This is a genomic window from Ruegeria sp. F12 (genome assembly GCF_056533885.1).
This window is the reverse complement of the sequence record NZ_JBQFOV010000003.1, coordinates 104,808-131,404: the sequence shown is the minus strand read 5'-3', so window position 1 is coordinate 131,404 and position 26,597 is coordinate 104,808. Positions and strand designations below refer to the sequence as shown.

Below are 26,597 nucleotides of genomic sequence, written 5' to 3'. Positions count from 1 at the left end.
TTAGTTCAGGTCTTCCAGCAAGCGCCCATGCTGACGCGTCGCCTCGATAACCGCACCGAACGTGTTCATGCCGCGCGCTTGTAACATGGGCAGCATACGAACCAGAGCCTCAGCCGTGGCGACGGCGTCGCCCAAGGCGGTGTGACGCAAAGCGTCCGGAATGGTGATATCCAGCCTCTCACACAGCGCGTCCAGTGTGTGTTTGTCGCTGGCCCCGAACAGCACCGCGGACAGCAAGACCGTGTCCAGAATGGGGTGATCCCATGCGACGCTCATCTGGTTGGCATGGCGGCGCAAAAAGGCCATGTCGAAGGGCGCATTGTGGGCCACGATCACGGCGTCCCGCGCGAATTGATGGAACACGCGGCCTGCCTCGGCAATCTTGGGCGCATCCTGGACCATGGCATTCGTCACTTTATGCACCTTGGTCGAGGCCGGCGGGATTGGCATCTCCGGATCAACCAGCATATCCAACTGTTCGCCTTCGATGATCCGACCATTCACCACCCGAACAGCGCCGATTTGCACGATCTCATCCTTGTGCGGCAATAGACCTGTGGTCTCGGTGTCGAAGACGACAAAACACAGGTCTCGCAGTTCCAGCGTCTCAAGCGCGCGGTTGGCTTCCGAGTTCATCAGTGCGAAATCATAGACCAGCGGGCGTGAGGCTTCGGGCGCGATATTGGCGACGCTGTCATCGAATATCAGCATGTATCCGGGCGCATCGCCCAAGGGCTTCATGCGGGTCGCAAATGACTGGGTGCCGTCGGTGCTTGTCAGCGTGCAGCTGACCTCGATCCCGGTTTTGACCAGTTTGGTATAGGCATTTCCCAGCGGTTCAGGTTGAAAATATTCCGACAGTGCCGCGTTCAGGCGGGGATGTGAAATCTGAGCCAGAACCTCGGCCGCCTGTCCATCATAAAGAACGATCTTATGGGTCGGACTGGCCAGCAGCATGGCCACCGGGATATCAGTCAGCAAAGCGGTCAATCGTTGCTTTTCAGCGGCCAAATGTGCGGTTTCGGCGGCGACGGCTTCGGCCACACTCAGGGTCTTTTCTGAAAGCTGATCAGCTAGACCTGCAGCCGCAGGGGCCAGATCGCCCAGATAGCGCGCGGCCTGCATGTCCATGTCCGAGCTGACACCCGCATGAGCACGCGCCCGCAGTTCCGCTGACAGACGCTCGATCGGTTTGGCGACGTTGTCATCGAACAAAAGCCAGACGGCAACGATCAGTGCAACGAAGCCGAAACCCATGATGATTTCAGCAAAAATGAACGCGTTGATCAGGTCCGGGTCGGCCACGCGGCGGTAACTGATCCACAGTGCCAGTGCGCTGACGACTACTCCGCCAACGGCCAGCAGGCAGAAGAACAGGAAGATACGTAGGCGCAGGCTTAGCCGGGTCAGCATGTTACACTCCGCAGGTGGCCTCGATGATGGGGTCGTCGGTTGTGCCGGTGATCCAGTCGGCATTCACAAGCTGCCCATCAGCCCCGAACTCTGCCCCGTCGGCTAGATTGGCGCGCAGGTTTTGCGCGCAATCGACCGCTACAGGCAACTTGGACACGGGTGCCCAGCGGCCAAAGAAATAGAGGTCAACCAGCCGCTGTTCCGGCACTTGTTCGTTTGTGCGGACCGAGACGGTGTCAATCGCCGCAAACCGGTTCACGAAGGGTACCGCATAGGTCCAGGGACGGTATAGCGCGCGGCTTTCGACCTCTTGCACCACGGTCATCCCGTCGGGCAGTGTGTCTTTGGTGCGGTCGTACCACGAATACTCGCTCGAGATCGTCATTCCGATCATCCCAAGCCCTGCAGCGACCGGCGCGACCCATTTGGGCAGACGACCGCCGGTAAATTTGTTTATCACCATCACCACGCCGGCGAATGCAATGCCTGCAAAGATGGTGGCGATCAGTTCGAGGAACATTCTGTCTCTCCCATTTCCAGCCGGTTTACCCCAGCATTCCTTTTCCGTGGCCAACCGCTGATTGCATCGTTTTTATCACGACAAACGCGTCGCGTAGATGACTTCGCTCAAAGTCAGACAGGTCCGATGGCGGCAGGAAGTTATCCGGTTTCTTGTCGCCTTTCACAAGACGCACCTGATGTTCCAGCCTTGTTTCAGCGATCAGGTCATAGGCGTCCAGCAGATCCCGCGCGCCGGACGCACTGAGGATACCTGCCGATCCTGCCGCTTTCAGCCGCGCGCGGGTGTTGGCCTCCGGCAGTTTGCCTTGCAGGCTGTAAATCCGCGCCAGATCAACCACTGGCACAACGCCGTTATGTTTTAAATCCAGCGTGTTGCGGTGCTCGCCCGACCGGATGGTGGCAAAGCCGCGTAGAAGGCCCAGAGGTGGTGTGTGTTTCAGTGAGTTCGAGATCATATGCGCCACGAAGATCGAGTTCGATCGCGCCGCAGCCAGCGTATCGGCTTGCAGGTCGTCGAACAGGTGGAAAGCGCCGCCGATAGGGCGCAGGTCGAACATGACCGAAGCCAGCATCTGCGCCTCAGGGTCAGGCTTGGCGATCCAGCCCTTGAAATAATCGCGCCAGACGCGCACCGGCTGGCACCAGCGCGGGTTCGTCGCCATCATGTCGCCGGGGCAATAGAAATACCCACAAGTGTCCAGCCCATCTGAGACGAATTTGGCCAGCGCGTGGAAATAGGACATGTCCACTTCGGACACGCTGTCATCCAGCATCAGGCAATTGTCTTGATCCGACACTCCTGTCTGTTCTTGTCGACCTTGCGATCCGCAAGCCAGCCACAGATAGGGCACAGGCGGGGGTCCAAGCTTGGCCTCAGCCAGCGCCAGCAACCGCCTTGTAGCCGTGTCCGCGATATCGGTGATCAGGCGCGTGACGATCTCATGCCGGTTCCCGGCGGCGACGAGCTGTACCAGAAGCTGCGGGATTTCATCGGTCACGTCGGCCATCTGCTGGGCCGTCTGCGCCGACGCGATCCGCCGGACCAGTTCGGCAGAGTTGACGGCCTGATAATGGGTCAGGTCGGTCTGCGTCACTATACCGACCAGACGACCGCCTTCGGAAATCGGGATATGGCCAATGCCGCGCTCCATCATGATGTGCAGAACGTCTGACCCGATATCGGATGGGGACAGGGTGATGGGATCGGCGGTCATGATGGCTGAAATGGGGGTGTCGCCGGGCATCCCATCGGCCACGAACTTGCCCGAGATATCGCGCAACGTGGCGATCCCGCGCAGCGCGTCCCCCTCGGTTACACAAAGTGATGAGATATGTTTGTCCCGCATCACCTGCGCAGCTTCACGGACCAGAGTGTCCGGCGGGCAGGTGGCAGGGTTGTGTGCCATCAGCACGTCGATGGCGCTTGTCGCCAGACTTTGCGGGCCCTGGCGCGCATCACGGGTACGGTTAAAGAACTTTGCGACAACTGTATGCCCGTCAATCAATTCGCGCACCAGATCGGACGGCAGAACCAACAGCACTGAAGGCGCGTGCGATTTGGCCTTGGTGAGCGCCTTGCCGTCCTTCAACAGGCCCCGTTCGCCAAAGGAATTGCGCAAACCCAGATGAGAGACCACGGCGTCGTTCTCATCCTTGATCTCAACCTGTCCTTCGTAAATCACAAAGACGCCGGGCAGGGTATGGCCCAGCTCATAGATCGGAGAATCCTCTTCGACCTCCCAGACCTCGATCTGTTGCGCGACAGAATCCAGCAGGTCGTGGGGCAGGGCGTCATAGGGATGGACGGATTTCAGAAACCGGGTGATCTCGTCATGGGACAGGGGCATGGGCTACTCCTCGGTTTCGGGTTGAAAAATCCCGCCCGGTGGTGTGCCGGGCGGGAGTAGTCAGTCGAAAGACGCGGCCTTTGGCAATGGGCCAATGGGCCGCATCAGGGCTCAGTGATCCTGAGCTGCACCCGCGCCACGGGGAATGCGGATGCTTTCGACCATATCTTTGATCTCCTGCGGGGTCTCCTTGGTCGCGCCGGCTACAAAGTAGGCGACGGCAAAGTTGACCATGGCACCGATCGCGCCGAACGAGGTCGACTTGATCGGACCCAGCAGCGGGTCAGCATCGGTGAATGAGTTGGTGCCCGGAATGAACAGCCAGCCCTTGTGCAGGAAGATGTAGACCAAGGTGACGACCAGACCAGCCAGCATACCCGCGACCGCGCCGGTGTTGTTGATGCGGGTCGAGAAGATCCCCATCATCAGCGCCGGGAAGATCGAGGCCGCTGCAAGACCGAAGGCCAAGGCCACCGTCTGCGCCGCGAAGCCCGGAGGGTTAAGACCCAGCCAGGTTGCCACGGCGATGGCGACTGCCATTGCGATCCGCGCCGACAGAAGCTCGCCTTTTTCCGAGATCTGCGGGTTGATCGCGCCCTTGATCAGGTCGTGAGACACAGCCGACGAGATTGCGAGCAGCAGGCCCGCAGCGGTCGACAGAGCAGCGGCAAGACCGCCGGCAGCGACCAGACCGATCACCCAACCTGGCAGGTTGGCGATCTCGGGGTTGGCCAGAACCAGGATGTCACGGTTGAACTTGGTCAGTTCGTTGCCCGCCCAGCCTTTTTCTTCTGCAATCGCGTTCAGAGCGTCCGACTTGTCATTGTAGTACTGGATTTTGCCGTCGCCGTTCTTGTCTTCCCAGTCCAGCAGACCGGTTTTCTGCCACGTGGCCATCCAGTCATAGCGCGCGTCATTGTCGATCTGTTCAACCGAAACAGCGCCACCTTCGATGCCACCATTCGGCCACATCATTTCACTGATGTTCAAACGGGCCATGGCACCAACAGCAGGAGCGGTCAGGTACAGCAGCGCGATGAAGACCAACGCCCAGCCAGCGGACCAACGTGCGTCAGACACTTTCGGTACGGTGAAGAAGCGCATGATGACGTGGGGCAGACCCGCAGTACCGATCATCAGCGACAGGGTGAACAGCACCATGTTCAGCGTGTTCGAGTGGTGGGTGGTGTATTCATTGAAACCCAGCTCGGTCACGATGGCATCCAGCTTGGTCAGCAGGGGTTCACCACTTGCAGTGTCACCAAACAGACCCAGCGCCGGAACAGGCGTGCCGGTCAGTTGCAGCGAGATGAAGATTGCCGGGATGGTATAGGCAGTGATCAGCACGCAGTACTGAGCGACCTGAGTGTAGGTCACGCCTTTCATCCCACCAAACACCGCATATGCGAACACGACAGCTGCACCGATCAGCAGACCCGAGGTGTTGGACACCTCAAGGAAGCGGCCAAAGGCCACGCCGACGCCGGTCATCTGACCAATCACGTAGGTCACGGACGCAACGATCAGACAGATCACCGCAACGATACGGGCCGTCTGGCTGTAGAAGCGGTCGCCGATGAATTCCGAAACGGTGAACTTGCCAAACTTACGCAGGTAAGGGGCAAGCAGCAGAGCCAGCAGTACGTAGCCACCGGTCCAACCCATCAGGAAGGTCGAGTTGTCATAGCCGGTGAAGGCAATCAGGCCTGCCATCGAGATGAACGAGGCTGCGGACATCCAGTCCGCCGCAGTCGCCATACCGTTGGTGACCGGGTGAACGCCGCGATTAGCGGCGTAGAATTCAGATGTGGACCCCGCTCGGGCCCAGATCGCGATGCCGATGTATAGCGCAAAGGACGCGCCAACAAACAGCAGGTTGATGGTAAACTGATCCATAATCCCCGCTCTCCCTTAGTCTTCTTCCACGCCGTGTTCGGCGTCCAGCTTGTTCATGCGCCAGGCGTAGTTGAAGATCAGCACCAAAAAGACCAGGATCGATCCCTGCTGGGCAAACCAAAAGCCCAGATCGGTGCCGCCAACCGAGATGCCGGACAGCAGCGGACGCAGCAGAATGCCGAATCCAAAAGACACCAGCGCCCAGATCGCGAGGCTGATGTAGATGAGACGCAGGTTGGCCTGCCAATAGCCCTTATCGGCCTCGGCAGTCTGCGCGGAGTTTGTGGTGTTATCCGCCATTGCGGGTTCCTCCTTCGCTACCTCGTTGGCGGCCCGTTGCCCAACTCCTCCAGTGCGTTGGACCGCTTCTCGAATGTGCCAAACGCCCCGTGACGTCCGGCAAAACTTCTCTGGTCCGCCAAGGCGGGTCCATTGAAGTATTCTGTTTTAAGGATCAAAGCCCGGTTTGGGCTTATCTCCTCCCCTTAACTCATGACCCCGCGCACAAGCCCTTGCAGGTCGTTGGCGATGGCGTCGATTTGGCCCATGGCATCAATGCCTTGCAGCACACCTTGGGACCGGTAGTAGTCAATCAGCGGCGCCGTCTGCGCGTGATACGCGGACAGGCGCGACGCAACGGTTTCCGCGTTGTCATCCGCGCGACGCTTGAATTCGGTGCCGCCACAATTGTCGCATTTGCCTTCAACAGCGGGCACTTTGAACGTGTCGTGATAGCCTTCTCCACACATGGCGCAGGTGTAACGGCCCGAAATGCGCGCGACCATTTCAGCGTCCTGAACCTCAAGACTAATCGCGGCGCTGATCTTTTGATCCGATGTGGCCAGCAGCCCATCCAGCGCCTTGGCCTGAACGGTGGTGCGGGGGAAACCATCAAGGATGACCCCTTTCTGGCAATCCGGCTTGGCCATTCGGTCGCGCAGGATGGCGATGACGATCTCGTCGCTGACCAGATCGCCCGCTTCCATAACGGCTTTGGCGGCTTTACCTGCCTCGGTGCCTGCGGCAACGGCCTCACGCAGCAGGTCGCCGGTGCTGAGCTGAACCAGACCGAATTTATCTTCCAGCATCCGGGCTTGCGTGCCCTTCCCGGCGCCCGGAGGGCCGAGAAGGATCAGAACAGCGGGGGTGGTGGTAACGGCAGCGTCCATCATTCCCTCACTTATTCGCCCGGTTTTCGATCAGGTCTTCGACGACCGACGGATCGGCCAGTGTCGAGGTGTCGCCCAGAGAGCCAAAGTCATTCTCGGCGATCTTGCGCAGGATTCGACGCATGATCTTGCCCGAGCGCGTCTTCGGAAGGCCCGGCGCCCATTGAATTACGTCCGGCGAGGCAATCGGCCCGATTTCGGTCCGTACCCAGGTGCGCAGCTCTTTCAGCAGCTCATCTGAAGGTTCACGATCATTCATCAAGGTGACGTAGCAATAGATGCCTTGCCCTTTGATTTCATGCGGGTAGCCGACCACGGCGGCCTCGGCCACGGCCGCATGTGCCACCAGTGCACTTTCGACCTCGGCCGTGCCCATACGGTGGCCCGAGACGTTGATCACGTCATCAACGCGGCCTGTGATCCAGTAATCGCCATCTTCGTCCCGACGGCAACCGTCGCCGGTGAAGTAGTAGCCTTTGTAATCCGAGAAATAGGTCTTCTCGAACCGTTCATGGTCGCCCCAGACGGTGCGCATCTGACCGGGCCAGCTGTCCTTGATGCACAAAACACCCTCAACGCCGTTGCCGTTGATTTCGACACCGGATTGCGGATCCAGCACCACGGGCTGCACGCCAAAGAAGGGTTTCATCGCCGAGCCGGGCTTGGTCGCATGTGCGCCGGGCAGGGGGGTCATCATGTGGCCGCCGGTTTCGGTCTGCCACCAAGTGTCTACGATGGGGCATCTGCCCTTGCCGACAACATCATTGTACCAGTTCCACGCCTCTGGGTTGATTGGTTCACCCACAGTGCCCAGCAGACGCAGATCGCTGAGGTCGTGCTTTTCAACGAACTCATTGCCCTGACCCATCAGGGCACGGATCGCAGTAGGGGCGGTGTAGAACTGATTGACCTTGTGCTTGGCGCACACCTCCCAGAAACGACCGGCGTCGGGATAGGTGGGCACGCCTTCGAACATCAGCGTCGTCGCACCGTTGGCCAGCGGGCCATATACGATATAGCTGTGGCCCGTGACCCAGCCCACATCCGCCGTACACCAATAGATGTCGCCCTCGTGGTAGTCGAACGTGACCTCATGAGTCAGCGCGGCATAGACAAGATAGCCGCCGGTTGTATGCACGACGCCCTTGGGCTGACCGGTCGACCCGGAGGTGTAGAGGATGAACAGAGGATCCTCGGCATTCATCTCAGCCGGGGCGCAATAATCGTCTGCCTCAAGCGCCATTTCGTTGTAATCATAGTCGCGATCGGCAATCCAAGTGGTTTGACCATTGGTGCGCTTGACGACCAGACATTTGACGGTGTCCTTGCAATGCAGCAATGCCGCATCTGCATTGGATTTCAGAGGGGTTTTGCGGCCACCGCGCGGGGCTTCATCCGCGGTGATGACAACCTTGGCGTCGCACCCATTGATCCGCGCTGCCAATGCGTCCGGAGAAAATCCCGCAAAAACAATCGAGTGGATGGCGCCAATACGGGCGCAGGCCAACATGGCATAGGCTGCTTCGGGGATCATCGGCAGGTAGATGACAACGCGGTCGCCTTTGCGCACGCCCAAGGATTCCAGAATGTTGGCCATCCGGCAGGTGCGGCGGTGCAACTCGGCATAGGTGATGTGCTGAGCCGCGTCGTTTGGATCATCCGGTTCCCAGATGATGGCGGTCTGATCGCCGCGTGTTTCAAGATGGCGATCCAGGCAGTTGGCCGAAACGTTCAGCGTACCATCAGCATACCAGTTGATGCCAACCGAACCGAAATCATAGCTGACATCCTTGACCTGCGTGAACGGTTTGATCCAGTCGACACGCTTTCCCTGCTCGCCCCAAAAGGCGACAGGGTCGTTGACGGAGGCTGCGTACATCTCGGAATATTTGTCAGCATCGACATGTGCACGCGCAACGGTTTCTGCAGTTGGCGGATAAGCTTTGGCATCTGCCTGGGCAGCGGTTGTCATTCTGAGGCTCCTCCCTCTAGGACTGAAATTGACGGGCTCGATTTTGCCTGCTGATTTGGCAATGTCGACCCGCATCCTCCCCGTACCGAATAATACGGAGAACTGAAAACAAGGGAATAAATTACAGAAAACTAAGGATTAGTTTGTAAATAAATTTCTTGAATCCTGTCAAATTAGAAAACAAATTTGTAAAACGGATGAAAAATAAAATAGAAACATATAGTTGATTGTAACAAGTGAAAAGCGTGACAGCTGGCTTCTGATCCATAGGCAATAGGTATTTGAAACTCATCTTTTAGTTGTTAGCGCCAAACGGAACCGAGGAACACGGACACGCGTCCCGCTCTGGGGGTTGGCACTTTAAGATGTTGGCGCTAGCTTTGCTTGCAAGCGCCCTGGGGAAGGGGCGCAAAAAAGGGAGAGATCACAATGAAAAAGATGCTGAGCGGTGCGGCTGTTGCCGCTTTGACCGTCGCCTTCGTGTCTGAGGCCGCAGCAACCGAATGGAGCGCTTCGGTCTGGGGTAAACGCCGCGCCTTTACTGAGCACGTTGAAAAACTGGCCGAGTTGGTCAGTGAAAAGACTAATGGCGAGTTCACCATCAATGTCAGCTATGGCGGCCTGTCCAAACCGCGCGAGAATCTCGATGGGATTGAGATCGGCGCGTTCGAGATGGCGCAATTCTGCGCGGGCTATCATCGCGACAAGAACCGGGCCATCACGGTGCTGGAGCTACCGTTCCTTGGGGTGAACAACCTGGAAGAAGAGGTGGCCGTCAGCCACGCTGTTTACGATCACCCGGCGGTGAAAGATGAGATGGCTCAGTGGAACGCGCGTATCATCATGACCTCGCCCATGCCGCAGTATAATCTGGTCGGCACCGGCGATCCGCGTGACAAGCTGGCTGATTTCGACGGCATGCGTGTGCGTGCGACCGGTGGTCTGGGTCAGGCATTCGAAGCGGTCGGAGGTGTCCCGACCTCGGTTCCCGCGACCGAGGCGTTCAATGCGATGGAATCGGGCGTTGTCGACACGGTGGCCTTTGCCCAACATGCTCACCTGTCTTTCGGCACCATAAACGAGGCTGATTGGTGGACCGCAAACCTCAACCCCGGCACAGTCAACTGCCCGGTGGTAGTAAATATCGACGCCTATGAAGCCCTACCGGCCGAACATCGAGAGGCACTGGACAGTTCGATTGATGAGGCGATTGATCATTACCTCGCCAACTATGGTGGCTTGCTGGAACAGTGGGACAGCGTCCTATCCGAGAAGGGCGTCGCAAAGGTCGAAATCGACGATGCGGTGATCGAAGAGTTTCGTACCAAGGCGGCAGATCCGATCCGCGAGCAGTGGATAGCGGACATGTCGGCCCAAGGTCTGCCTGCGCAGGACCTCTATGATCTCGTTCAGGCCACGCTGAAACAACAGCGCGGCGGCAACTGATCGCATCGTCCGGGTGCCTCATCGGCGCCCGGACACCCATAAAGACAATAGGGGATCACCGGCATGGCAGGACAGGCCACGGTGCTTGAGGATGGCAGTCGTCTCAGCCGTCTGGATCATCAATTATTGCGATTGGAACGGTTCCTTGCCCTGATCAGTGGGATAGCTGTATTTGGGCTGATGGTTTTGGCCGTGGTATCGGTTAGCGGGCGTAACGCGTTCAACGCACCTTTGCCTGGCTATGTGGACTGGATCGAACAGGCCATGCCACTGATCGCGTTCCTTGGTATTTCCTTTGTCCAGCGGGATGGCGGGCACATCCGAATGGATATCGTCATCTCGCGCCTGCACGGGCGGGCGCTGTGGCTGTTCGAACTGATCTCGGTCGTATTGATCCTTGTTCTGATGCTAGCCCTTGTCTGGGGCAGCTGGTCCCATTTCGACCGCTCGTTCGATTTCGGCGCACCGTTGTGGAGCCGTGACAGCTCAATCGACATCGGTATTCCGCTCTGGCCTGCCAAACTCTTGGCCCCGGTTGCCTTCTCGGTGCTGTGCCTGCGGCTGATCCTGCAAATCTGGGGCTATGGCCGCGCCTTTGTCTTAGGGCTGGAGAAACCAGTGGCCGTGCCGCTGATACAGGATGTCGCCGCCCAGGCGGCTGCCGAGGCCGAGCAATTCGAAGGGCAGGACTAGATGGACACGATTGATATCGGCCTGTGGGTCACAGGCGGCCTTCTGGTTCTGGTCGTCACTGGGATGCGCGTGGCCTTTGCGGCAGGTTTGGCAGGTCTGGTTGGGCTGGTCTGGATTTTCTGGGCCAAGTTCGGCTATGATCCCGACCGCTTTGGCAAAGCACTGACCGTGGCTGTCAAAACGGCGGGGCAGGTGCCTCATTCCAAGGTTGCGGCCCATACGCTCAGCCTGATCCCGACCTTTATCCTGATTGGCTATCTTGCCTACTATGCAGGTCTGACCCGAGCGCTATTTGAAGCTGCCAAACGCTGGGTCGCCTGGGTGCCCGGCGGGTTGGCGGTGTCCACCGTCTTCGCCACGGCTGGCTTTGCGGCAGTGTCGGGCGCTTCGGTCGCCACTTCTGCCGTGTTTGCGCGCATCGCCATCCCCGAGATGCTGAAGGTCGGATACAATAAACAATTCGCGGCCGGCGTCGTCGCTGCTGGCGGAACACTGGCCTCGCTGATCCCGCCATCTGCGATTCTGGTGATCTATGCGATCATCGTTGAACAGGATGTCGGCAAACTGCTGTTGGCCGGTTTCATCCCCGGCGCATTTTCAGCGGTCATTTACGGTCTGCTGATCGTTGGCATCGCCGTGATCTTCAAATCAGTTGGTCCACCCGTTACTGGGTTCACTTGGAAGCAGCGCTTTGCGGCACTGCCCGGTGCGTTCCCAATCGTCGCCGTGATCCTCATCATCATCTGCTTCGTCTACAACCCTTTTGGCGACAAGGCCTGGGGCACCCCCACCGAAGGCGGCGCGATCGGAGCCTTTATCGTCTTTTGTTTTGCGCTGTTTCACGGAATGCGCTGGACCGAGCTGAAATCGGCCCTGCTGGAAACAGCAAAGCTGACGGCCATGATCTTCTCGATCATCTGGGGGGTTCTGATCTATGTTCGGTTCCTCGGGTTCGCGGATCTGCCCGGGGCATTCTCGGACTGGATCACATCGCTTGAGATGTCGCCAATGCTGATCCTGATCTGCATCCTGCTGGCTTACGCGGTTCTGGGCATGTTCATGGACGCCATCGGGATGCTGCTGCTGACGTTACCGGTGGTCTACCCCGCAGTAATGGCCTTGAATGGCGGTGAAACCGTCAGCGCGGCTGAAAGCGCCTTTGGGATGTCTGGCCCGATGTGCGCCATCTGGTTCGGTATTCTTGTGGTGAAAATGGCCGAGTTCTGCCTGATAACCCCACCCATTGGGCTCAACTGCTTTGTGGTTGCAGGGGTCCGCCCGGACCTGAGCGTTCAGGATGTTTTCAAAGGCGTGACACCGTTTTTCATCGCAGACGCCGTCACCATCGCGTTGTTGGTGGCGTTCCCTGGTATCGTGCTCTATCTGCCGTCCTTGGCTGGGTAGCAGGTAATTTGCGAGGCTCTGCCTCGCGCTCCGGGATATTTTTAGCCAGATGAAAAGCGGATCCGTACTTCATCTGGCCCCAAATATCCCGGGGGAGTCGCCCGCAGGGCGGCGGGGGCAGAGCCCCCTGTTTAGCTTGCCCGCATCAGCATACCATAGAGATCTCGGGGATCGTCCGGGTCAGCGAGCATATCCAGTGCTTCGAAATAGTCGGTGCCTTCGATTACTGATTTGATATAGCAAAGGGCCGAGAAGTCCTCGATTGCGAAGCCCACACTGTCAAACAGTGTGATTTGCTGGTTGTCCTTGCGACCCGCAGCTTGACCGGTCATGACCTGCCAAAGTTCAGTAACGGGATGATCGGGGTTCAGCGCCTGAATTTCGCCTTCGATGCGCGTTTGTTCGGGGTACTCGACAAAAATGTCCGAGCGCAGCAGGATGTCTCGATGCAGTTCGGTTTTACCAGGGCAATCGCCGCCGATGGCGTTGATATGCACGCCAGGGCCGACCATGTTGTCGGTCAGGATTGTCGCGTATTTCTTGTCGGCCGTACATGTGGTGATGATCTGAGCACCCTCGATGGCGTCTTCGGGCGTTTTGCATAGCACAACCGTCAGGCCAGAGTTTTTTAGGTTCGCCGCACATTTTTCGGTTGCAGCGGAATCGGTGTCGTACAGACGTACCGAGGTAATTCCACACATGGCCTTGAATGCCAGGCACTGAAACTCGGATTGTGCACCATTGCCGATCATCGCCATGGTTGTGGCGCCCTTTGGTGCAAGGTAACTGCCGACCAGGGCAGATGTGGCAGCAGTGCGCAGGGCGGTCAGCAAGGTCATCTCGGTCAGCAGGGTGGGATAACCGGTATAGACATCCGCAAGCAGGCCGAAGGCGGTGACCGTCTGAAGCCCTTCGGATGTGTTCTTGGGATGGCCGTTTACGTATTTGAACCCATAGGCCTCGCCATCAGACGTCGGCATCAGCTCGATCACGCCATGGGGGGAATGAGCGGGAATACGGGGCGTTTTATCGAAACTTTCCCACCGCTTGAAATCTACTTCGATGCGGGCGGCGATCTGGGTGATCATGCGCTCAAGGCCGATATGGTGCACAAGGCGCATCATATTGTCGACTGACACAAAGGGCACGAGGGCTTTGTCTGAGGGTTGGGTCATCAGAAACTCCGGGTCGGGCGGTCGAAGATGCGCCGCCCCATCAGCGACGCAGCCAAATCGACCATCAGTTTTGCAGTACGGCCGCGCTCATCCAGAAACGGGTTGAGCTCGACCAGATCGAGCGAGCAGACCAGCCCGCTTTCGTGCAGCAATTCCATCACCAGATGCGCCTCGCGCTCGGTCGCGCCGCCGGGAACAGTAGTGCCGACCGCCGGGGCGATGGAGGGGTCGAGGAAATCAACGTCGAGCGACACATGAAGCAGGCCATTTGCGGCGCGGACTCGATCCAGAAAGGCCATTAGCGGGGCCTTGATCCCGTGTTCGTCGATGCTGCGCATATCGGCCAGCATAGCACGGTCCTGTTCCAGGCGCGCGCGCTCGGCCGGGTCTACAGATCGCAGGCCGATCATGCCAACGCGATCGGTCGGCACGGGGGTTGTGACCTCGGGAAAGGCGTCAAAACCCGATTGGCCGGTGAAATAGGCGACCGGGGTGCCGTGCAGGTTGCCGCTATCGGTGCTATCGGGGGTATGGAAATCGCTGTGCGCGTCCAGCCACAACACAAACAGGGGACGGTTCAGCTGTTGAGCGTGCAGGGCCATGCCCGAAACGGTGCCCATCGACAGCGCGTGATCGCCACCCATGAAGATCGGCACGCCTTTGGGTGCTGTTTCAAGCGCGGCGCGTTGCAGCGCTTTGGTCCAGCCGACGCATTCCGGCAATGCGAAAAGGTGCGCGTGTTCGGCCAGATCGGTTTGGTCGGGTCGGACATCTCCGGCATCAAGAACCGAGTGACCGAGGTTCGTCAAGGCTGTCTTCAGCCCGGCGACGCGATACGCGTCTGGGCCCATCCGGCATCCTTGGCGGCGTTTACCGGCATCCATAGGGGCGCCGACGAGTATGATGTTTTCCGTGGTCATGTTTCTATCTAGTCATTCTCTTTGGCTTGCGAAAAGCCATCAAATTGTTCAAAATGAATTTTTAGGTTCCAAAATGGAAACACTTAATGGACGATCTGGATAATCGCCTGCTGAGCGCTTTGCACCGTGATGCCCGTGCCTCTCTGTCTGAGCTGGCCGAGACGTTGGGCGTGACCCGCACAACGGTGCGCAGCCGGTTGCAGCGCCTCAAGCAATCGGGCGAGATCGTAGGGTTTACTGTTCTCACCCGGCGTGACGTGGCGCAAAGTCCGGTGCGCGGGTTAATGATGCTGGAAATCGAAGGGCGCGGAACCGAACGCACCATGTCGCGAATTGCCGCGATGCCACAAGTGCGCGCGGTGCATTCCACCAATGGAAGCTGGGATCTGATTGCCGAGATCGGAACCGATACGCTGGCCGAGTTGGACGCAATCCTGTTCCAGATCCGCCGGATGGAGGGGATCACCCGGTCCGAGACCAATCTGTTGCTGTCCACGCGGAAAGGCCGGGTGTAACCCCTTCTGACGCTTTGCGCTTTTGCGAAACTATGCGAAGGTCCCCCTGCGCGCCTGTTGCGCGCCAATGACGATTGTCACGCCTTTGAGCAGAGGGATGGAATGACCACGCAGGACGCTGAGCAAGAGCTCTGGGCTGTACGCTGGGCCGAGAAGATCACCGGCTTTCTGGAAAAGCCGCTGGTGCGGATCGCTGTTCCGATTCTGGTGACATTGATCGCACTGGTTGTTCTGCATGAACTATCTGCCCACGTGAAATGGGGAGATGTACAGACCGATGTGGCGAACACATCGTGGAAGCTGATGTTCTTTGCGCTGTGTTGGACGGCGTTCAGCTTTCTTGCGTTGTCGATGTATGACGTTCTGGCGGTGCAAAGCGTGGCGGATGGTGAGGTGCCGTTGCCGGTGGCTGGGATGGCGGGGGCCTGCGGCTATGCCGTCTCGAATTGTCTTGGTTTTTCATACATTACCGGGACGGCGATCCGGTATCGCATCTATGCATCGCTGGGGCTGGACCTCAGCCGAGTTGCGGGTGTCATTGCGACGTCGTGGATTGCGTTCTGGTCGGGCATGGTGCTGCTGCTGGGCACACTGCTGACCATGCACCCGGACGGGATTTCGAAAATCCTGCCGATCAGCCCAACGCTGGAGACTGTGATCGGCGTGACGCTTCTGATCGCGCTGGCGGTTCTGCTCTTCTGGCTGGCTAAAGGTGGGCGCAGGCTGGCTTATGGAGGGCTGGGCTTCAACCTGCCCGGAGGTCGGCTGGCCGGGCTTCTGACCGTAGCGGCCATCTGCGATCTGTTCGGGGCGTCGATGACTCTCTACGTGCTGATGCCGGATGATCTGGGCGTTGGTTTCCCGTTCTTCTTCGCGATCTATATCGGCGCGATTGCGGTTGGAATACTGAGCCATGCGCCGGGGGGTATTGGCGCCTTTGAGGCGACGCTGATCGCTGGTTTGGGCGCCTCAGGGCGCTCGGACGTGATTGCGGCATTGTTGCTTTATCGTTTGGTCTATACGTTCTTGCCTTTTGCCATCGCCGCTGTCTCGATCGCTGTGGTTTCGGGGATCAGCCATCGACGCCACATCACGGGTGCAGCCACATGGGTTTACCGCCTGATGCGCCCGATCGTGCCAATGGTTGCCGCGGGCGTGGCCGCCGTGGCTGGGGTCATATTGCTGCTGTCCGGTGCGCTGCCTGCGAGCAGTCAGAAACTGGGCGTTCTACGGGATGTGCTGCCCTTGTCCTTTGTTGAGGCGTCCCATCTGGCTGGCAGCGCCATCGGAGTTCTGTTGCTGTTGGTTTCGCGCGGGTTGTTTCGCAAGCTCTACCGCGCGTGGATCGTCGCCATGCTGTTGATGGTGGCGGGGTTTGTTGCCTCGTTGACCAAGGGGCTGGACACGCATGAGGCGATTGGCATGGTCGCGGCCATCGCGTTGCTGGCCACGTTCAAGGACGCGTTTTATCGGGTCAGCGGCGCGTCGATCTTTCGCCTGAACATCCCCTGGCTGATCAGCGTTTTTGCCTTGCTGGCCGTGATCTTCTGGATCGGCCTGTTTGCCTATTCTCATGTGGAATACCAAAACGCCCTGTGGTGGGAGTTTGCCTGGAACGGTGACGCCTCGCGATTCCTACGCTCCAGCCTTGTGGTGGCGCTGATCCTTGGGGTGGTGGCTGTGATGTCTCTGTTCGGGCGTGAAATCCCTGTGCCGGAACGCACCGAGATCCCTGCGGTGGTCGAACGGTTGGTGATGGAGAGCGAGGATACCGAATCCCAGATTTCCCTGACCGGGGACAAGCAGTTCCTGATCGCCCCCGATGACAGCGCCTTTCTGGCCTATGCCGATACCGGCAACGCGCTGATCACCAAGGGAGAGCCTGTAGGCGATGAAAAAGCGGGGCAGCAACTGATCTGGCAATTGCGCGAGATGGCGGATCGCGAAGGCAAGCTGTGCGCATTCTACAGCGTCTCGACCAAATACCTGCCGACCTTTCTGGACCTCGGCCTGTCGATCCTGAAAATAGGAGAGGTCGCGCGGGTGCCGCTGAAAGATTTCTCGCTGGACGGCAAGTCGCGCAAGCGCTTCCGGCAGGCCAAGAACCGGGCCGAGCGCGAAGGTTATGTGTTCGAGATCATCCCGAAAGAGGACTTGGCCCCATACCTGCCAGAACTGCGTCAGGTTTCAGACGACTGGCTGGCGCAGAAAGCGGGCGAGGAAAAGGGCTTTGCCCTTGGTGGGTTTGACGATGCCTACCTGTCCTATTTCGACCACGCCGTGCTGCGCGACAAGGAAGGGGGGCGGATCGTGGCCTTTGCCAACTTGTTCCAGGGCGGTCAAAAATCCGAGCTATCGCTGGACCTGATGCGCTATGAACCCGACAGCCCCAGCTTTGTCATGGACGCACTGTTCGCCGAGATGATGTCATGGGGGTCTGAGCAGGGTTTCCAATGGTTTTCACTGGGCGCTGCACCGTTTTCGGGGATCGAGAACCGGCAACTGGCCTCGATCTGGAACCGGATCGGAGGGTTCGTTTATGAACATGGCGAGCAGTTCTATCACTTCGAAGGCCTGCGCAGTTTCAAACAAAAGTTTGATCCGGAATGGAGCCCGAACTATCTGGCCAGCCCCGGTGGACTATCTGCACCGCGTATTTTGTACGAGGTGAATATCCTGATCTCGGGCGGGTTGCGGGGCCTCACCAAATAGGCGCTATTTCAGGCTGGCTTGCTGCGGCGTCTCTTGCAGCAAATCGCCCCAATCGGTGCGATAGGCCATCTCGGCCAGAACCGTTTCGGGCAGGAATTCCTGATTTTGCCGAATCTGCCAGCCGCCGCCCAGACCTTTGTAAACAGCGACCAGATTGCTGGACACCTGCTGGCGTGCCTCGATCAGATTGGCTTGCGAATTCAGTAATGCCGTCTGCGTGTTCAGGATGCGGGAATAGTCCGCGATGCCGTCCCGGTATTGATCCACCGCAATCTCTGCCGCGCGGCGCGAAGCGGCGACGCTGTTTTCATAGAATCCGACTTGTTTGCGCGATTGGGTATAAGCGACCATGGCGCTTTCAACCTCGGAATAGGCGGTCAGCACAGTGTTCTGATAATTCGCGATCAGCGCCTGATAGGCGGCGTCCTGCGCGCGGACATTGTTCTTGATCCGGCCGTAGTTCAGCACGTTCCACACCACGCCGGCATTGGCCAAACCCGTGGAGCTGGCTGATGTGAACAGGTCGCGCCCACCGGAGGCCTGCACGCCGATCGAACCCGACAGGATGAACTGCGGATACAGGTCCGCCATGGCGATCCCGACTTGCGCCGATTGCGTGGCTGCCGCCAGCTCTGCCGCGCGCACGTCGGGGCGGCGGCGCAGCAATTCGGCGGGAACACCCACGGCGACGTTGGGCCGGGCCGAGGGGATGCGCCCGGAATTGCCCAACAGACTGGTCATGCGCGAAGGTGTCGTGCCCAGCAGAACCGCCAGCGCATTCTTGGTCTGTTGCAGATCGCTTTCCAGCGCGGGCACCAGTGCCTTGGTGTTGTTCAGAAGGGCGGTGGATTCCTGCACATCCAGCTCGGTCGTAACGCCATTGTTGAACCGCAACTGGGTCAGGTCCGCCGATTCCTGTTGCAGCCGGATGTTTTCCCGCGCGACCGCCAGCGATTCCTGCAAGGCACGGATATTGACATAGAGCGCGGCAACATCGCCCGTCAGCGTCACCAGCGCGTCGTCGTAATTGGCCACATGCAACGCCAGATTGGACCGCGCCGCCTGCACGCCGCGCCGTTGCTGGCCCCAGACGTCCAGTTCCCACTGCGCGTCAAACCCGGCTTGCGATGTCGAAAACTCGGTGTCCAGCGGGATGATCTCGCGAATATCGGCAATCGGGCCGAGGTTTTCGCTGACCTGACGCCGTTCGATCGAGGCGCCGATGGCTTGTGATTGTGGGTACAACTCGCCAAACGCGATGCCCAACTGCGCACGGGCTTGTAATACGCGAGCCCCGGCAACCTGCAGGTCGAGGTTCTGGGCATAGGCTTCGTTGATCAGCCTGTTGAGAGTGGGGTCATTGAACGTCTCCCACCATTTGACCACGGGCGCGCTGCGCGAGGTCAAACCACTGGGACCGGCGCTGGGGCTGTTAACCTCGATCCATTCCTTCACGACCGGAGAGTTCGGGCGCACGAAATCCGGCCCTACCGGTGCGCATCCGGCCAACAGGGCGGCGCATAGAACGGTGCCCATCAGTTGGCGGGTCAGGCGGGTTCGTTTCATGCGCTATGTCCTCAGATATCCAGCGGGCGGATGAAGTTCGCAAATGAGTAGAGGCGAATGTTGATGCGTCGCAGGAATTCAAAGCTTTTGCCCTGACCGGTATAGATCGCGACTGCCGCGTGGCCGCCTGCGGGGAAGGTGTGACCATCCGGAATATCGACCGAGATTTGCACCGCAATGCGGCCCGGCAGTTTAGGCAGCTCAAAGCCGGGCAGGCGACCCGAGGGCAGGTATTGACCCTGACGGGTAGCCCACCAGATCGCCTCGACCTTACCGGTAAGGATTTCACCGGGATAAAGGTCCAACGCGACCTCAACCTCTTGCCCCGGCTCGACGAATTTCAGGTTTTGCTGCCGGTAAGTCGCCAGAATATAAGGGTTGTCGGTGGTGACAAAGCTGGCAATTGCCCCCAGACGCAGGTCACCGACGACAAGGCCGGGTCGGGCCTGCTGTGAAACGATCATGCCATCTTCGGGCGCGTAGATCGTGGTGTTGTCCAGATAATACTGCGCCTTGTCCAACTGTGCCTGCGCCTGAAGGATACCGGTATTCACCCCGTCGATCTGCGATGCTTTCGCCAATTCGGCCTTTTCCAGATTGGCTTGTGCCTCTTTGATCTTGGCCTCATCTTCCGTGACTTGCTCGTTCCAGCGGTCCAGCTCATCCTGGCGCGCACCGCCTGCGGGGACAAGGTTCTGATATCGCGTCTGCTGGGTCAAAGCGTATGCAAGCTGCGCATTGGCGCGTTCGACCGCTTCGCCTGCCGCGATGACATCCTGTTCAAGGATCTTCGCATTCTGCTGCGCGGCTACAAGCTGGGCCTTGGCTTCATCCACCTCAAGCGAAAAGACAGTGTCATCAAAACGATAAAGGGGGGCCCCCTTTTTCACTTGCGTATTCGGCTCGACCAGAACTTCGGTCAGCAGGGTGGGGCCGGTCAGACGCGGTACAATCTGGATGGTCGAACGCACCACATGGCTGTCGATGGAAAACGGCTGGAAGAAGCGCAGGGCGACCAGAAAGATCAACAGCAGATGTGCGCCGACCCAGAAGGACACGATCCCCCACGCAATGTTGAACTTCAGCCATTGCAGTTTGAAGAAAATGAGCCAAACGAAAATAAGATAAAAAAGCGTAATGCCGAGGGCGACAAACATCGTGTGGAGGGTCCTTTGGCCTTAGCTTTTCTGCGGCTCGTCCGGGTCAAGCGGATCGCGGTATTCTTCATTCAAGGTACCACCCAACCGTTTGATTTCCTTTCGGATCGCGTCGCGTTCGTCGTCTGGCATCCGGCGGATATCGACGGTGGTTCCATCATGGAAGGCCCAGATGAAGGCATGCACCCAGGGCACGATAGCCAGAAAGCCCATCCAGCCCATGATTTTGACGGCCTCGGCATGTGGATGGTTGCGCTTGATCGCGATGCGACCAGGCAGCCCCATGATGAACAAAAACAGCGCCATGACTGCGCCCAACAGCAGGATCAACGCGACAAAAGTCAGATAATCGTAATAGCCAAGGGGTTGGCCCAACAGTCCCATGCTCGTGCCTCCTTGTTGGAAGGTTGCCCCATCCTCAGACGTTGGCACGGGGTTCGTCAATTAAATTATCGGCTACCGCCCCGTCAGGCGCACAGTTTGACCTTCGTATTCCATTCCGCGCATTTCTTGGCCAGGTCTTCTGCCAAAGGTTGATCGGTGTAAAACACATCGACATTGGTCAGCGAGGCGATCCGCGCGGGCGCGGTCCGTTGGAATTTCGAGTGGTCGGCGACCAGCAGGCTTTGTCGGGCTTGGGCTATGATCGTCTGGCTGACCTTAACCTCCTGAAAGTCGAAATCCAGCAAATCGCCCGCCGCATCCAGGGCCGAGCATCCAATCACCGCATAGTCAAACTTGAATTGCTCGATGGTCGTTATCGTCAGATCCCCCACCAATCCACCGTCCGAGCGGCGCAGCACGCCCCCGGCGACAACGATCTGGCAGTTTGGGTTTTCGACAAGGATATTGGCGACATTCATGTTGTTGGTCACCACCATCAGGTCTTTGTGGTTCAGCAGTTGACGCGCGACGGCCTCGGTCGAAGTGCCGATATTCATGAAGAGGGACGCACCGTCAGGTATGTCCTGCGCGCAGGCTTGTGCGATCTGAACCTTGGTGTCAGCGTTGAGCGCCCGGCGGTCTTCGTAGCCGATATTCGACACGCCCGACCGCAAGACCGCACCTCCGTGAACGCGGTCCAGCTTTCCCATGTCCGCCAGTTCAGAAAGGTCGCGTCGGATGGTTTGTACTGTGACATCAAATCTTTGCGCCAGTTCTTCGACCATGACACGGCCATCCTGTCGTGCAACTTCCAGAATGTCGGATTGGCGGAAGGACAGGGACATTTGTAACTCCGATAGGGCGATGTTCGATTTTATTCCTTTCCAACCTGTTTGCGGGAGGTTTCGGTAAAACTGCAAGATCAATTTGCCAAAAGTTCCGTTCTGATGCAGAAAGCGAACAATAACGAAAGTAAACATTGACGACTCGAGCGTGTATCGGGTTAATGGCGCTGATTTTTTATGTCATGGGCATCTTGAGATATGACACAGCAAAACCAACAAGTGACCGACCTTTTCATTATCGGTGGCGGGATCAATGGCTGCGGTATCGCGCGGGATGCCGCCGGGCGCGGATTGTCGGTCGCGCTGGCCGAAATGAATGATCTGGCGTCGGCTACATCCTCAGCCTCGACCAAGCTGTTTCACGGCGGGCTGCGTTATCTGGAGTATTTTGAGTTTCGACTGGTGCGCGAGGCTCTGATCGAACGCGAAACTCTGCTGCGGGCGATGCCGCACATCAGCTGGCCGATGCGGTTTGTGCTGCCTTATCACAAAGACATGCGGTTTGACTCTGAGACGCCGACCTCACGGCTGCTTGGCACTGTGATGCCGTGGATGAAGGGGCGCCGTCCGGCATGGCTGATCCGTTTGGGACTGTTTCTTTATGACCATCTGGGCGGGCGCAAAATCCTGCCGGGGACCAGCGCGTTGAACCTAAGCACAGCGGCCGAGGGTGCTCCGTTACAGGATCGGTTCCAGACGGCCTATGAATATTCCGATTGCTGGATCGAGGACTCGCGGTTGGTTGTCCTGAACGCGCGGGATGCCGAGGCGCGGGGTGCGCAGATCATGACCCGGACCGAAGTTCTGTCGGCAAAACGCGTGGATGATCTCTGGGAGATCACGCTCAGCGACAAGCGGTCAGACGAGACCCGCACAGTGCGGGCAAAGATGCTGATCAATGCGGGCGGTCCCTGGGTCGGCGATATCATCCAGACTAAAATCCACATGAACTCACGCGAAGGGGTTCGTCTTGTGCGCGGTAGCCATATCGTAACGCCCCGGCTGTTCGACCACGAAAAATGCTACTTCTTTCAGGGTGAGGATGGCCGCATAATCTTTGCCATTCCTTACGAACGGGATTTCACGTTGATCGGCACCACCGATCAGGACCATGCTGACCCGTCTGAACCGCCTGTCTGCACTGAGGCTGAGCAGGACTATCTGTGTGCTTTCGCCTCGCGCTATTTCAAATCGCCGGTGACGCGGGATCAGATTGTCTGGACCTATTCGGGTGTGCGCCCGCTTTATGATGATGGGGCTAGCAGTGCCACAGCGGCCACGCGAGACTATACGCTGAAGGTAAACGCCGTAGGCGGGGCGCCGGTGTTAAATGTGTTTGGCGGCAAGATCACCACTTATCGGCGGCTGGCCGAGAGCGCGCTTGAGAAAGTGGCGGAACACTTCCCTGATCTTCCGGGGCCATGGACGGCAGGCGTGGCCTTGCCGGGCGGAGATTTCCCGGTGGATGGTGTGGAAAAACTGATCGGGCAGATTCAGGCAGAGTTTACGTTCCTTGATCACGGCTGGGCCGAGCGGCTTGTGCGCGCCTATGGCACCGAAGTACGCAACATATTGGGTGATGCGAAAACGACCAGCGATCTAGGCGAAGAGTTCGGCGCGACACTGTTCGCGCGCGAATTGGACTGGCTGATGACCCGCGAATACGCCCGCACTGCCGAGGATGTGGTCTGGCGACGCAACAAGCTGGGGTTGAGGCTGACGCCCGAGCAGATAGCGCGCATTCAGGCGTGGATGGATCAAAAACTGGCTTGAACGACCTGTACACAGAAGAAAGCCCCGCTGGATAAGCGGGGCTTTTTGGTTCAGGCTGTTTCCCCGGATGGGCCGGGGTCGTTCTTGGTGCCCTTGATCCATTCTCGCAGCCCCTGCATCAGGGCATAGAGAACCGGAACCAGAATGACACCGATCAGCGTCGCCGCCAGCATCCCGCCGAACACGGCCACACCGATGGCCTTCTGACTGGCCGCACCGGCGCCATTGGCGGCAAGCAGCGGTACAACACCCAGCAGGAAGGACAGCGCGGTCATCATCACCGCGCGGAAACGCTGATGCGCAGCTTCGGCAGCAGCTTCCTTGATCGACAGACCGTTGGCGCGTTGCTCCATCGCAAATTCGACGATCAGAATGCCGTTCTTCGAGGCCAGCCCCACAAGCATGATCATCCCGATCTGTGTATAGAGGTTGATGTCACTACCGACGATAGCCACCGCCGCCACCGCCCCGAACAAGGCGACGATCACAGATAGCAGGATCGAGACTGGCAACGACCAACTCTCGTACTGACCCACAAGGAACAGATACCCGAACAAGATTGCCAGCCCCAGGATCACGATCACCAGACCGCCCGAAGCCAACTGCTGCTGCGCTGTGCCGGTCCACTCAAACGCATAACCGGGGGGCAGGGCGTTGGCGGATTCCTCGGTCATGACAGTGATTGCATCGCCGCTGGACAAGCCGGGGGCAGGAACCGCCGTCACCGTGGCAGACCGGAACAGGTTGTGCCGTTTCAGCAAAACCGGACCCAGCACATTTTCCACGTCGATCAACGTTCCCAAAGGAACCATCTCGCCCTTGGTCGAGCGAACATAGAGGTTTGCGATGTCGTCGACCTTGGTCCGGTATGACCCTTCGGCCTGAATCATCACGCGGTAGACCCGGCCGAACAGGTTGAAGTCATTCACGTAATACGAACCCAACTGCGCCTGCATGGTCTGGAAAATCTCGGCCACCGAGACTTGCAGTGTTTTGGCCTTTTCCCGATCCAGATCGACAAACAACTGTGGAACATTGGCGCGGAAGGTTGTGTAGGCCTGTCCGATCTCAGGTCGTTGGTTCGCCGCATAGACAAACGAACCCACGGCCGAGGCCAGATCCTGAGGCGAGCCACCTCCGGTCTGCTGTACCTCCATCTCGACACCCGCCGACATGCCCAGACCCTGAATGGGGGGTGGGTTGAACGCCACGATCGAGGCTGCAGATTCGCCGTTTGCAATTGCTAGAACTTTGCTCAGGATCGCGTCGGCGGTGAGGTCCGGCTCTTGCCGCTCTTCCCAGTTCTCAAGGTTCACAAAGATTGCGGCCCCGTTGGTCGTCGTGCCGTTCAGCAACGAGAACCCGTTGACTAGAACGGTACTGGCCACACCCGGAATTTCGCGGATCTTGTCGTCGACGCGGCTGGAGACGGTTTCGGTCCGCTCTAGTGTAGCAGCGTCGGGCAGTTGGATGTCCACGAATAGATATCCGTTATCCTCAAGCGGGATAAAGCCCTTGGATGTGGTGCCCATGATCGTACCGGTGCCCATCGCCAGAACGACGATGACACCTAAAGCCACCACCGGCAGGATCAGCATCTTGCGCACAATGGCGACGTAGCCGCTGCGCACGGTTCCGATGAAGTTTTCGAACATCGCCAGCAGCCCTTTTGGAGGACCGGACCGCGCCCGCAGCACCAGACCGCACAGGGCAGGGGACAGTGTCAGTGCGTTGATGGACGAAATCACAACAGCGGTCGAAATCGTCACTGCGAACTGCGAATATAGCCTTCCTGAGATGCCCGGCATAAAGGTTACAGGCACGAAAACAGCCAGTAGAACCAGGGTGGTCGCGATCACCGGCCCGGTGATCTGGCCCATTGCCTTGCGGGTCGCCTCGGCGGGGGGGAGGCCTTCTTCGGCGATGATCCGTTCTACGTTCTCGACAACCACGATGGCGTCATCCACCACGATCCCGATGGCCAGCACCAGCGCGAACAACGAGATCGTGTTCAGCGACATCCCAAAGGCCAGAAGGAATGCGAATGTCCCGATCAGTGAGACAGGGATGGCCACCGCTGGAATGATCGTTGCCCGCCAACTGCCCAGAAAGACAAACACCACTGAGATCACCAGAATGAAGGTCAGGATCAGCGTCGAGACCACGTCATTCAGCGATTGCTCAACGAAATCGGTGGTGTTGAAGGGCACTTGGTATTCAACATCCGTCGGGAAAGACCGCGACAGGCGATCCAACTCGGCCTGAACGCGTTCAGACACGGCCAACGCGTTCGCGCCAGGAGCCTGGTAAATGCCGATGACGGTAGCAGGCACAGCCTGGAAATAGCCCGAGGCCGAATAGAACTGAGCGCCCAGCTCGACCCGTGCGATATCCTTGACCCGTACAATCGATCCTGCCTCACCAGTACGGATCACGATATCACCGAATTCATCGGCCGAGGTCAGTCGGCCCTTGGTCTTAATGGTGTACTGAAATGTTTGGCCCTCTGGCACAGGCGGAGACCCGATAGACCCTGCAGAGACCTCGATATTCTGTTCCCGGATGGCACTGATCACATCGCCCGGCGTGATCGACAAGGCGGCCATCTGATCAGGGTCCATCCAGATTCGCATTGCGTATTCCAGGTTGGTCAGAACATCAGCCTTACCAACGCCCTGAACCCGCGCCAGCGCGTCTTTTAGGTTGATCGACGCATAGTTCGACAGGAAGACACTGTCATATGTCCCATTGGGCGATGTCAGCGTGACCAAGAGCAGCATGTTGGTCGAAGCTTTTTGCGTGACGACGCCCGAAGAGGTCACTTCGGTAGGCAGCGAAGACATCGCCTGTGCCACGCGGTTTTGCACGTTGACTGATGCGATGTCGGGGTCAGTTCCGACTTCAAACGTAATATTCAGCGAATAGGAACCGTTGTCGGACGAGGTCGACGTCATATAGATCATGTCGTCCACACCGTTGACCTGCGCCTCGATCGGGGCGGCGACGGTGTTTTCGACCGTCTCGGCATTTGCACCGGTATAGGTGGTCGTAACACTGACCACGGGCGGGGTGATGTCGGGGAATTGCGCCACCGGCAGCACCATGTAACCGATGCCGCCCATGATGGTCAGCACCAGCGAAATGACAAGCGCCAGCTTGGGCCGGCTGATGAACAGGGCAGAGAACAT

Annotated in this window: 20 protein-coding genes; 6 read left to right on the top strand and 14 right to left on the bottom strand. The window is 58.5% G+C overall.

Annotated features, from left to right (window positions below):
* The 7 genes from ACR0CA_RS05325 to acs form a co-directional block, all read right to left on the bottom strand.
* A complete protein-coding gene (locus ACR0CA_RS05325) occupies positions 1-1,413 on the bottom strand; it encodes a 3'-5' exonuclease (RefSeq protein ID WP_480897650.1) in 1,413 nt (470 codons plus the stop codon).
* Between the two features lies 1 nt (position 1,414).
* Complete coding sequence (locus tag ACR0CA_RS05320) at positions 1,415-1,933, bottom strand: hypothetical protein (protein ID WP_170784507.1); 519 nt, start codon at positions 1,931-1,933, stop codon at positions 1,415-1,417.
* A gap of 25 nt (positions 1,934-1,958) precedes the next feature.
* Positions 1,959-3,782: a DUF294 nucleotidyltransferase-like domain-containing protein gene (locus ACR0CA_RS05315; protein ID WP_480897649.1), complete on the bottom strand. Its 1,824-nt coding sequence runs from the start codon at positions 3,780-3,782 to the stop codon at positions 1,959-1,961.
* Between the two features lie 111 nt (positions 3,783-3,893).
* Positions 3,894-5,678: a sodium:solute symporter family protein gene (locus ACR0CA_RS05310; protein WP_170769492.1), complete on the bottom strand. Its 1,785-nt coding sequence runs from the start codon at positions 5,676-5,678 to the stop codon at positions 3,894-3,896.
* A 15-nt stretch (positions 5,679-5,693) separates the two neighbouring features.
* Positions 5,694-5,978: a DUF4212 domain-containing protein gene (locus ACR0CA_RS05305; RefSeq protein ID WP_170769493.1), complete on the bottom strand. Its 285-nt coding sequence runs from the start codon at positions 5,976-5,978 to the stop codon at positions 5,694-5,696.
* Between the two features lie 185 nt (positions 5,979-6,163).
* Entirely contained in the window at positions 6,164-6,847 is a 684-nt protein-coding gene (locus ACR0CA_RS05300) for an adenylate kinase (RefSeq protein ID WP_170788535.1), read from the bottom strand.
* Positions 6,848-6,854: 7 nt separating this feature from the next.
* Positions 6,855-8,819 (bottom strand): acetate--CoA ligase, encoded by a 1,965-nt coding sequence (acs, locus tag ACR0CA_RS05295; RefSeq protein WP_170784513.1) that lies wholly within the window; start codon positions 8,817-8,819, stop codon positions 6,855-6,857.
* Between the two features lie 429 nt (positions 8,820-9,248).
* Between acs and ACR0CA_RS05290 the strand changes: the two genes are divergently transcribed.
* The 3 genes from ACR0CA_RS05290 to ACR0CA_RS05280 all read left to right on the top strand — a co-directional run bounded on the left by ACR0CA_RS05290 (position 9,249) and on the right by ACR0CA_RS05280 (position 12,362).
* The gene (locus ACR0CA_RS05290) at positions 9,249-10,265 is read left to right on the top strand and encodes a C4-dicarboxylate TRAP transporter substrate-binding protein (protein WP_170784515.1); all 1,017 of its coding nucleotides are present in this window, start codon (positions 9,249-9,251) and stop codon (positions 10,263-10,265) included.
* 63 nt (positions 10,266-10,328) lie between these two features.
* Positions 10,329-10,958 (top strand): TRAP transporter small permease subunit, encoded by a 630-nt coding sequence (locus ACR0CA_RS05285; protein ID WP_170788537.1) that lies wholly within the window; start codon positions 10,329-10,331, stop codon positions 10,956-10,958.
* The gene (locus ACR0CA_RS05280; RefSeq protein ID WP_170784520.1) at positions 10,959-12,362 is read left to right on the top strand and encodes a TRAP transporter large permease; all 1,404 of its coding nucleotides are present in this window, start codon (positions 10,959-10,961) and stop codon (positions 12,360-12,362) included.
* A 131-nt stretch (positions 12,363-12,493) separates the two neighbouring features.
* Here the strand turns inward: ACR0CA_RS05280 and ACR0CA_RS05275 are convergent, their stop codons facing one another.
* Entirely contained in the window at positions 12,494-13,537 is a 1,044-nt protein-coding gene (locus ACR0CA_RS05275) for an ornithine cyclodeaminase (protein WP_480897648.1), read from the bottom strand.
* A complete protein-coding gene (gene rocF, locus ACR0CA_RS05270) occupies positions 13,537-14,457 on the bottom strand; it encodes an arginase (protein WP_480897647.1) in 921 nt (306 codons plus the stop codon). The genes ACR0CA_RS05275 and rocF overlap by 1 nt, the downstream gene beginning before the upstream one ends.
* Positions 14,458-14,543: 86 nt before the next feature.
* Here rocF and ACR0CA_RS05265 point away from each other — a divergent pair, with 86 nt between their 5' ends.
* On the top strand, positions 14,544-14,972 hold the full coding sequence (locus tag ACR0CA_RS05265; RefSeq protein WP_170769501.1) for an Lrp/AsnC family transcriptional regulator: 429 nt from the start codon (positions 14,544-14,546) through the stop codon (positions 14,970-14,972).
* Between the two features lie 102 nt (positions 14,973-15,074).
* On the top strand, positions 15,075-17,684 hold the full coding sequence (mprF, locus tag ACR0CA_RS05260; protein WP_480897646.1) for a bifunctional lysylphosphatidylglycerol flippase/synthetase MprF: 2,610 nt from the start codon (positions 15,075-15,077) through the stop codon (positions 17,682-17,684).
* 3 nt (positions 17,685-17,687) lie between these two features.
* Here mprF and ACR0CA_RS05255 read toward each other — a convergent pair whose 3' ends face one another.
* The 4 genes from ACR0CA_RS05255 to ACR0CA_RS05240 form a co-directional block, all read right to left on the bottom strand.
* Positions 17,688-19,250: an efflux transporter outer membrane subunit gene (locus ACR0CA_RS05255; protein WP_480897645.1), complete on the bottom strand. Its 1,563-nt coding sequence runs from the start codon at positions 19,248-19,250 to the stop codon at positions 17,688-17,690.
* A gap of 11 nt (positions 19,251-19,261) precedes the next feature.
* Complete coding sequence (locus ACR0CA_RS05250; protein WP_480897644.1) at positions 19,262-20,407, bottom strand: HlyD family secretion protein; 1,146 nt, start codon at positions 20,405-20,407, stop codon at positions 19,262-19,264.
* A 21-nt stretch (positions 20,408-20,428) separates the two neighbouring features.
* Positions 20,429-20,791 (bottom strand): DUF3302 domain-containing protein, encoded by a 363-nt coding sequence (locus ACR0CA_RS05245; protein WP_170784531.1) that lies wholly within the window; start codon positions 20,789-20,791, stop codon positions 20,429-20,431.
* A gap of 83 nt (positions 20,792-20,874) precedes the next feature.
* Positions 20,875-21,636, bottom strand: coding sequence for a DeoR/GlpR family DNA-binding transcription regulator (locus ACR0CA_RS05240; protein WP_480897643.1), 762 nt, complete (start codon positions 21,634-21,636; stop codon positions 20,875-20,877).
* A 198-nt stretch (positions 21,637-21,834) separates the two neighbouring features.
* On the opposite strand from ACR0CA_RS05240, the gene glpD reads away from it, so the two are divergent.
* Entirely contained in the window at positions 21,835-23,409 is a 1,575-nt protein-coding gene (gene glpD, locus ACR0CA_RS05235; protein WP_480897642.1) for a glycerol-3-phosphate dehydrogenase, read from the top strand.
* A 50-nt stretch (positions 23,410-23,459) separates the two neighbouring features.
* Here the strand turns inward: glpD and ACR0CA_RS05230 are convergent, their stop codons facing one another.
* Positions 23,460-26,597, bottom strand: coding sequence for an efflux RND transporter permease subunit (locus tag ACR0CA_RS05230; protein ID WP_480897641.1), 3,138 nt, complete (start codon positions 26,595-26,597; stop codon positions 23,460-23,462).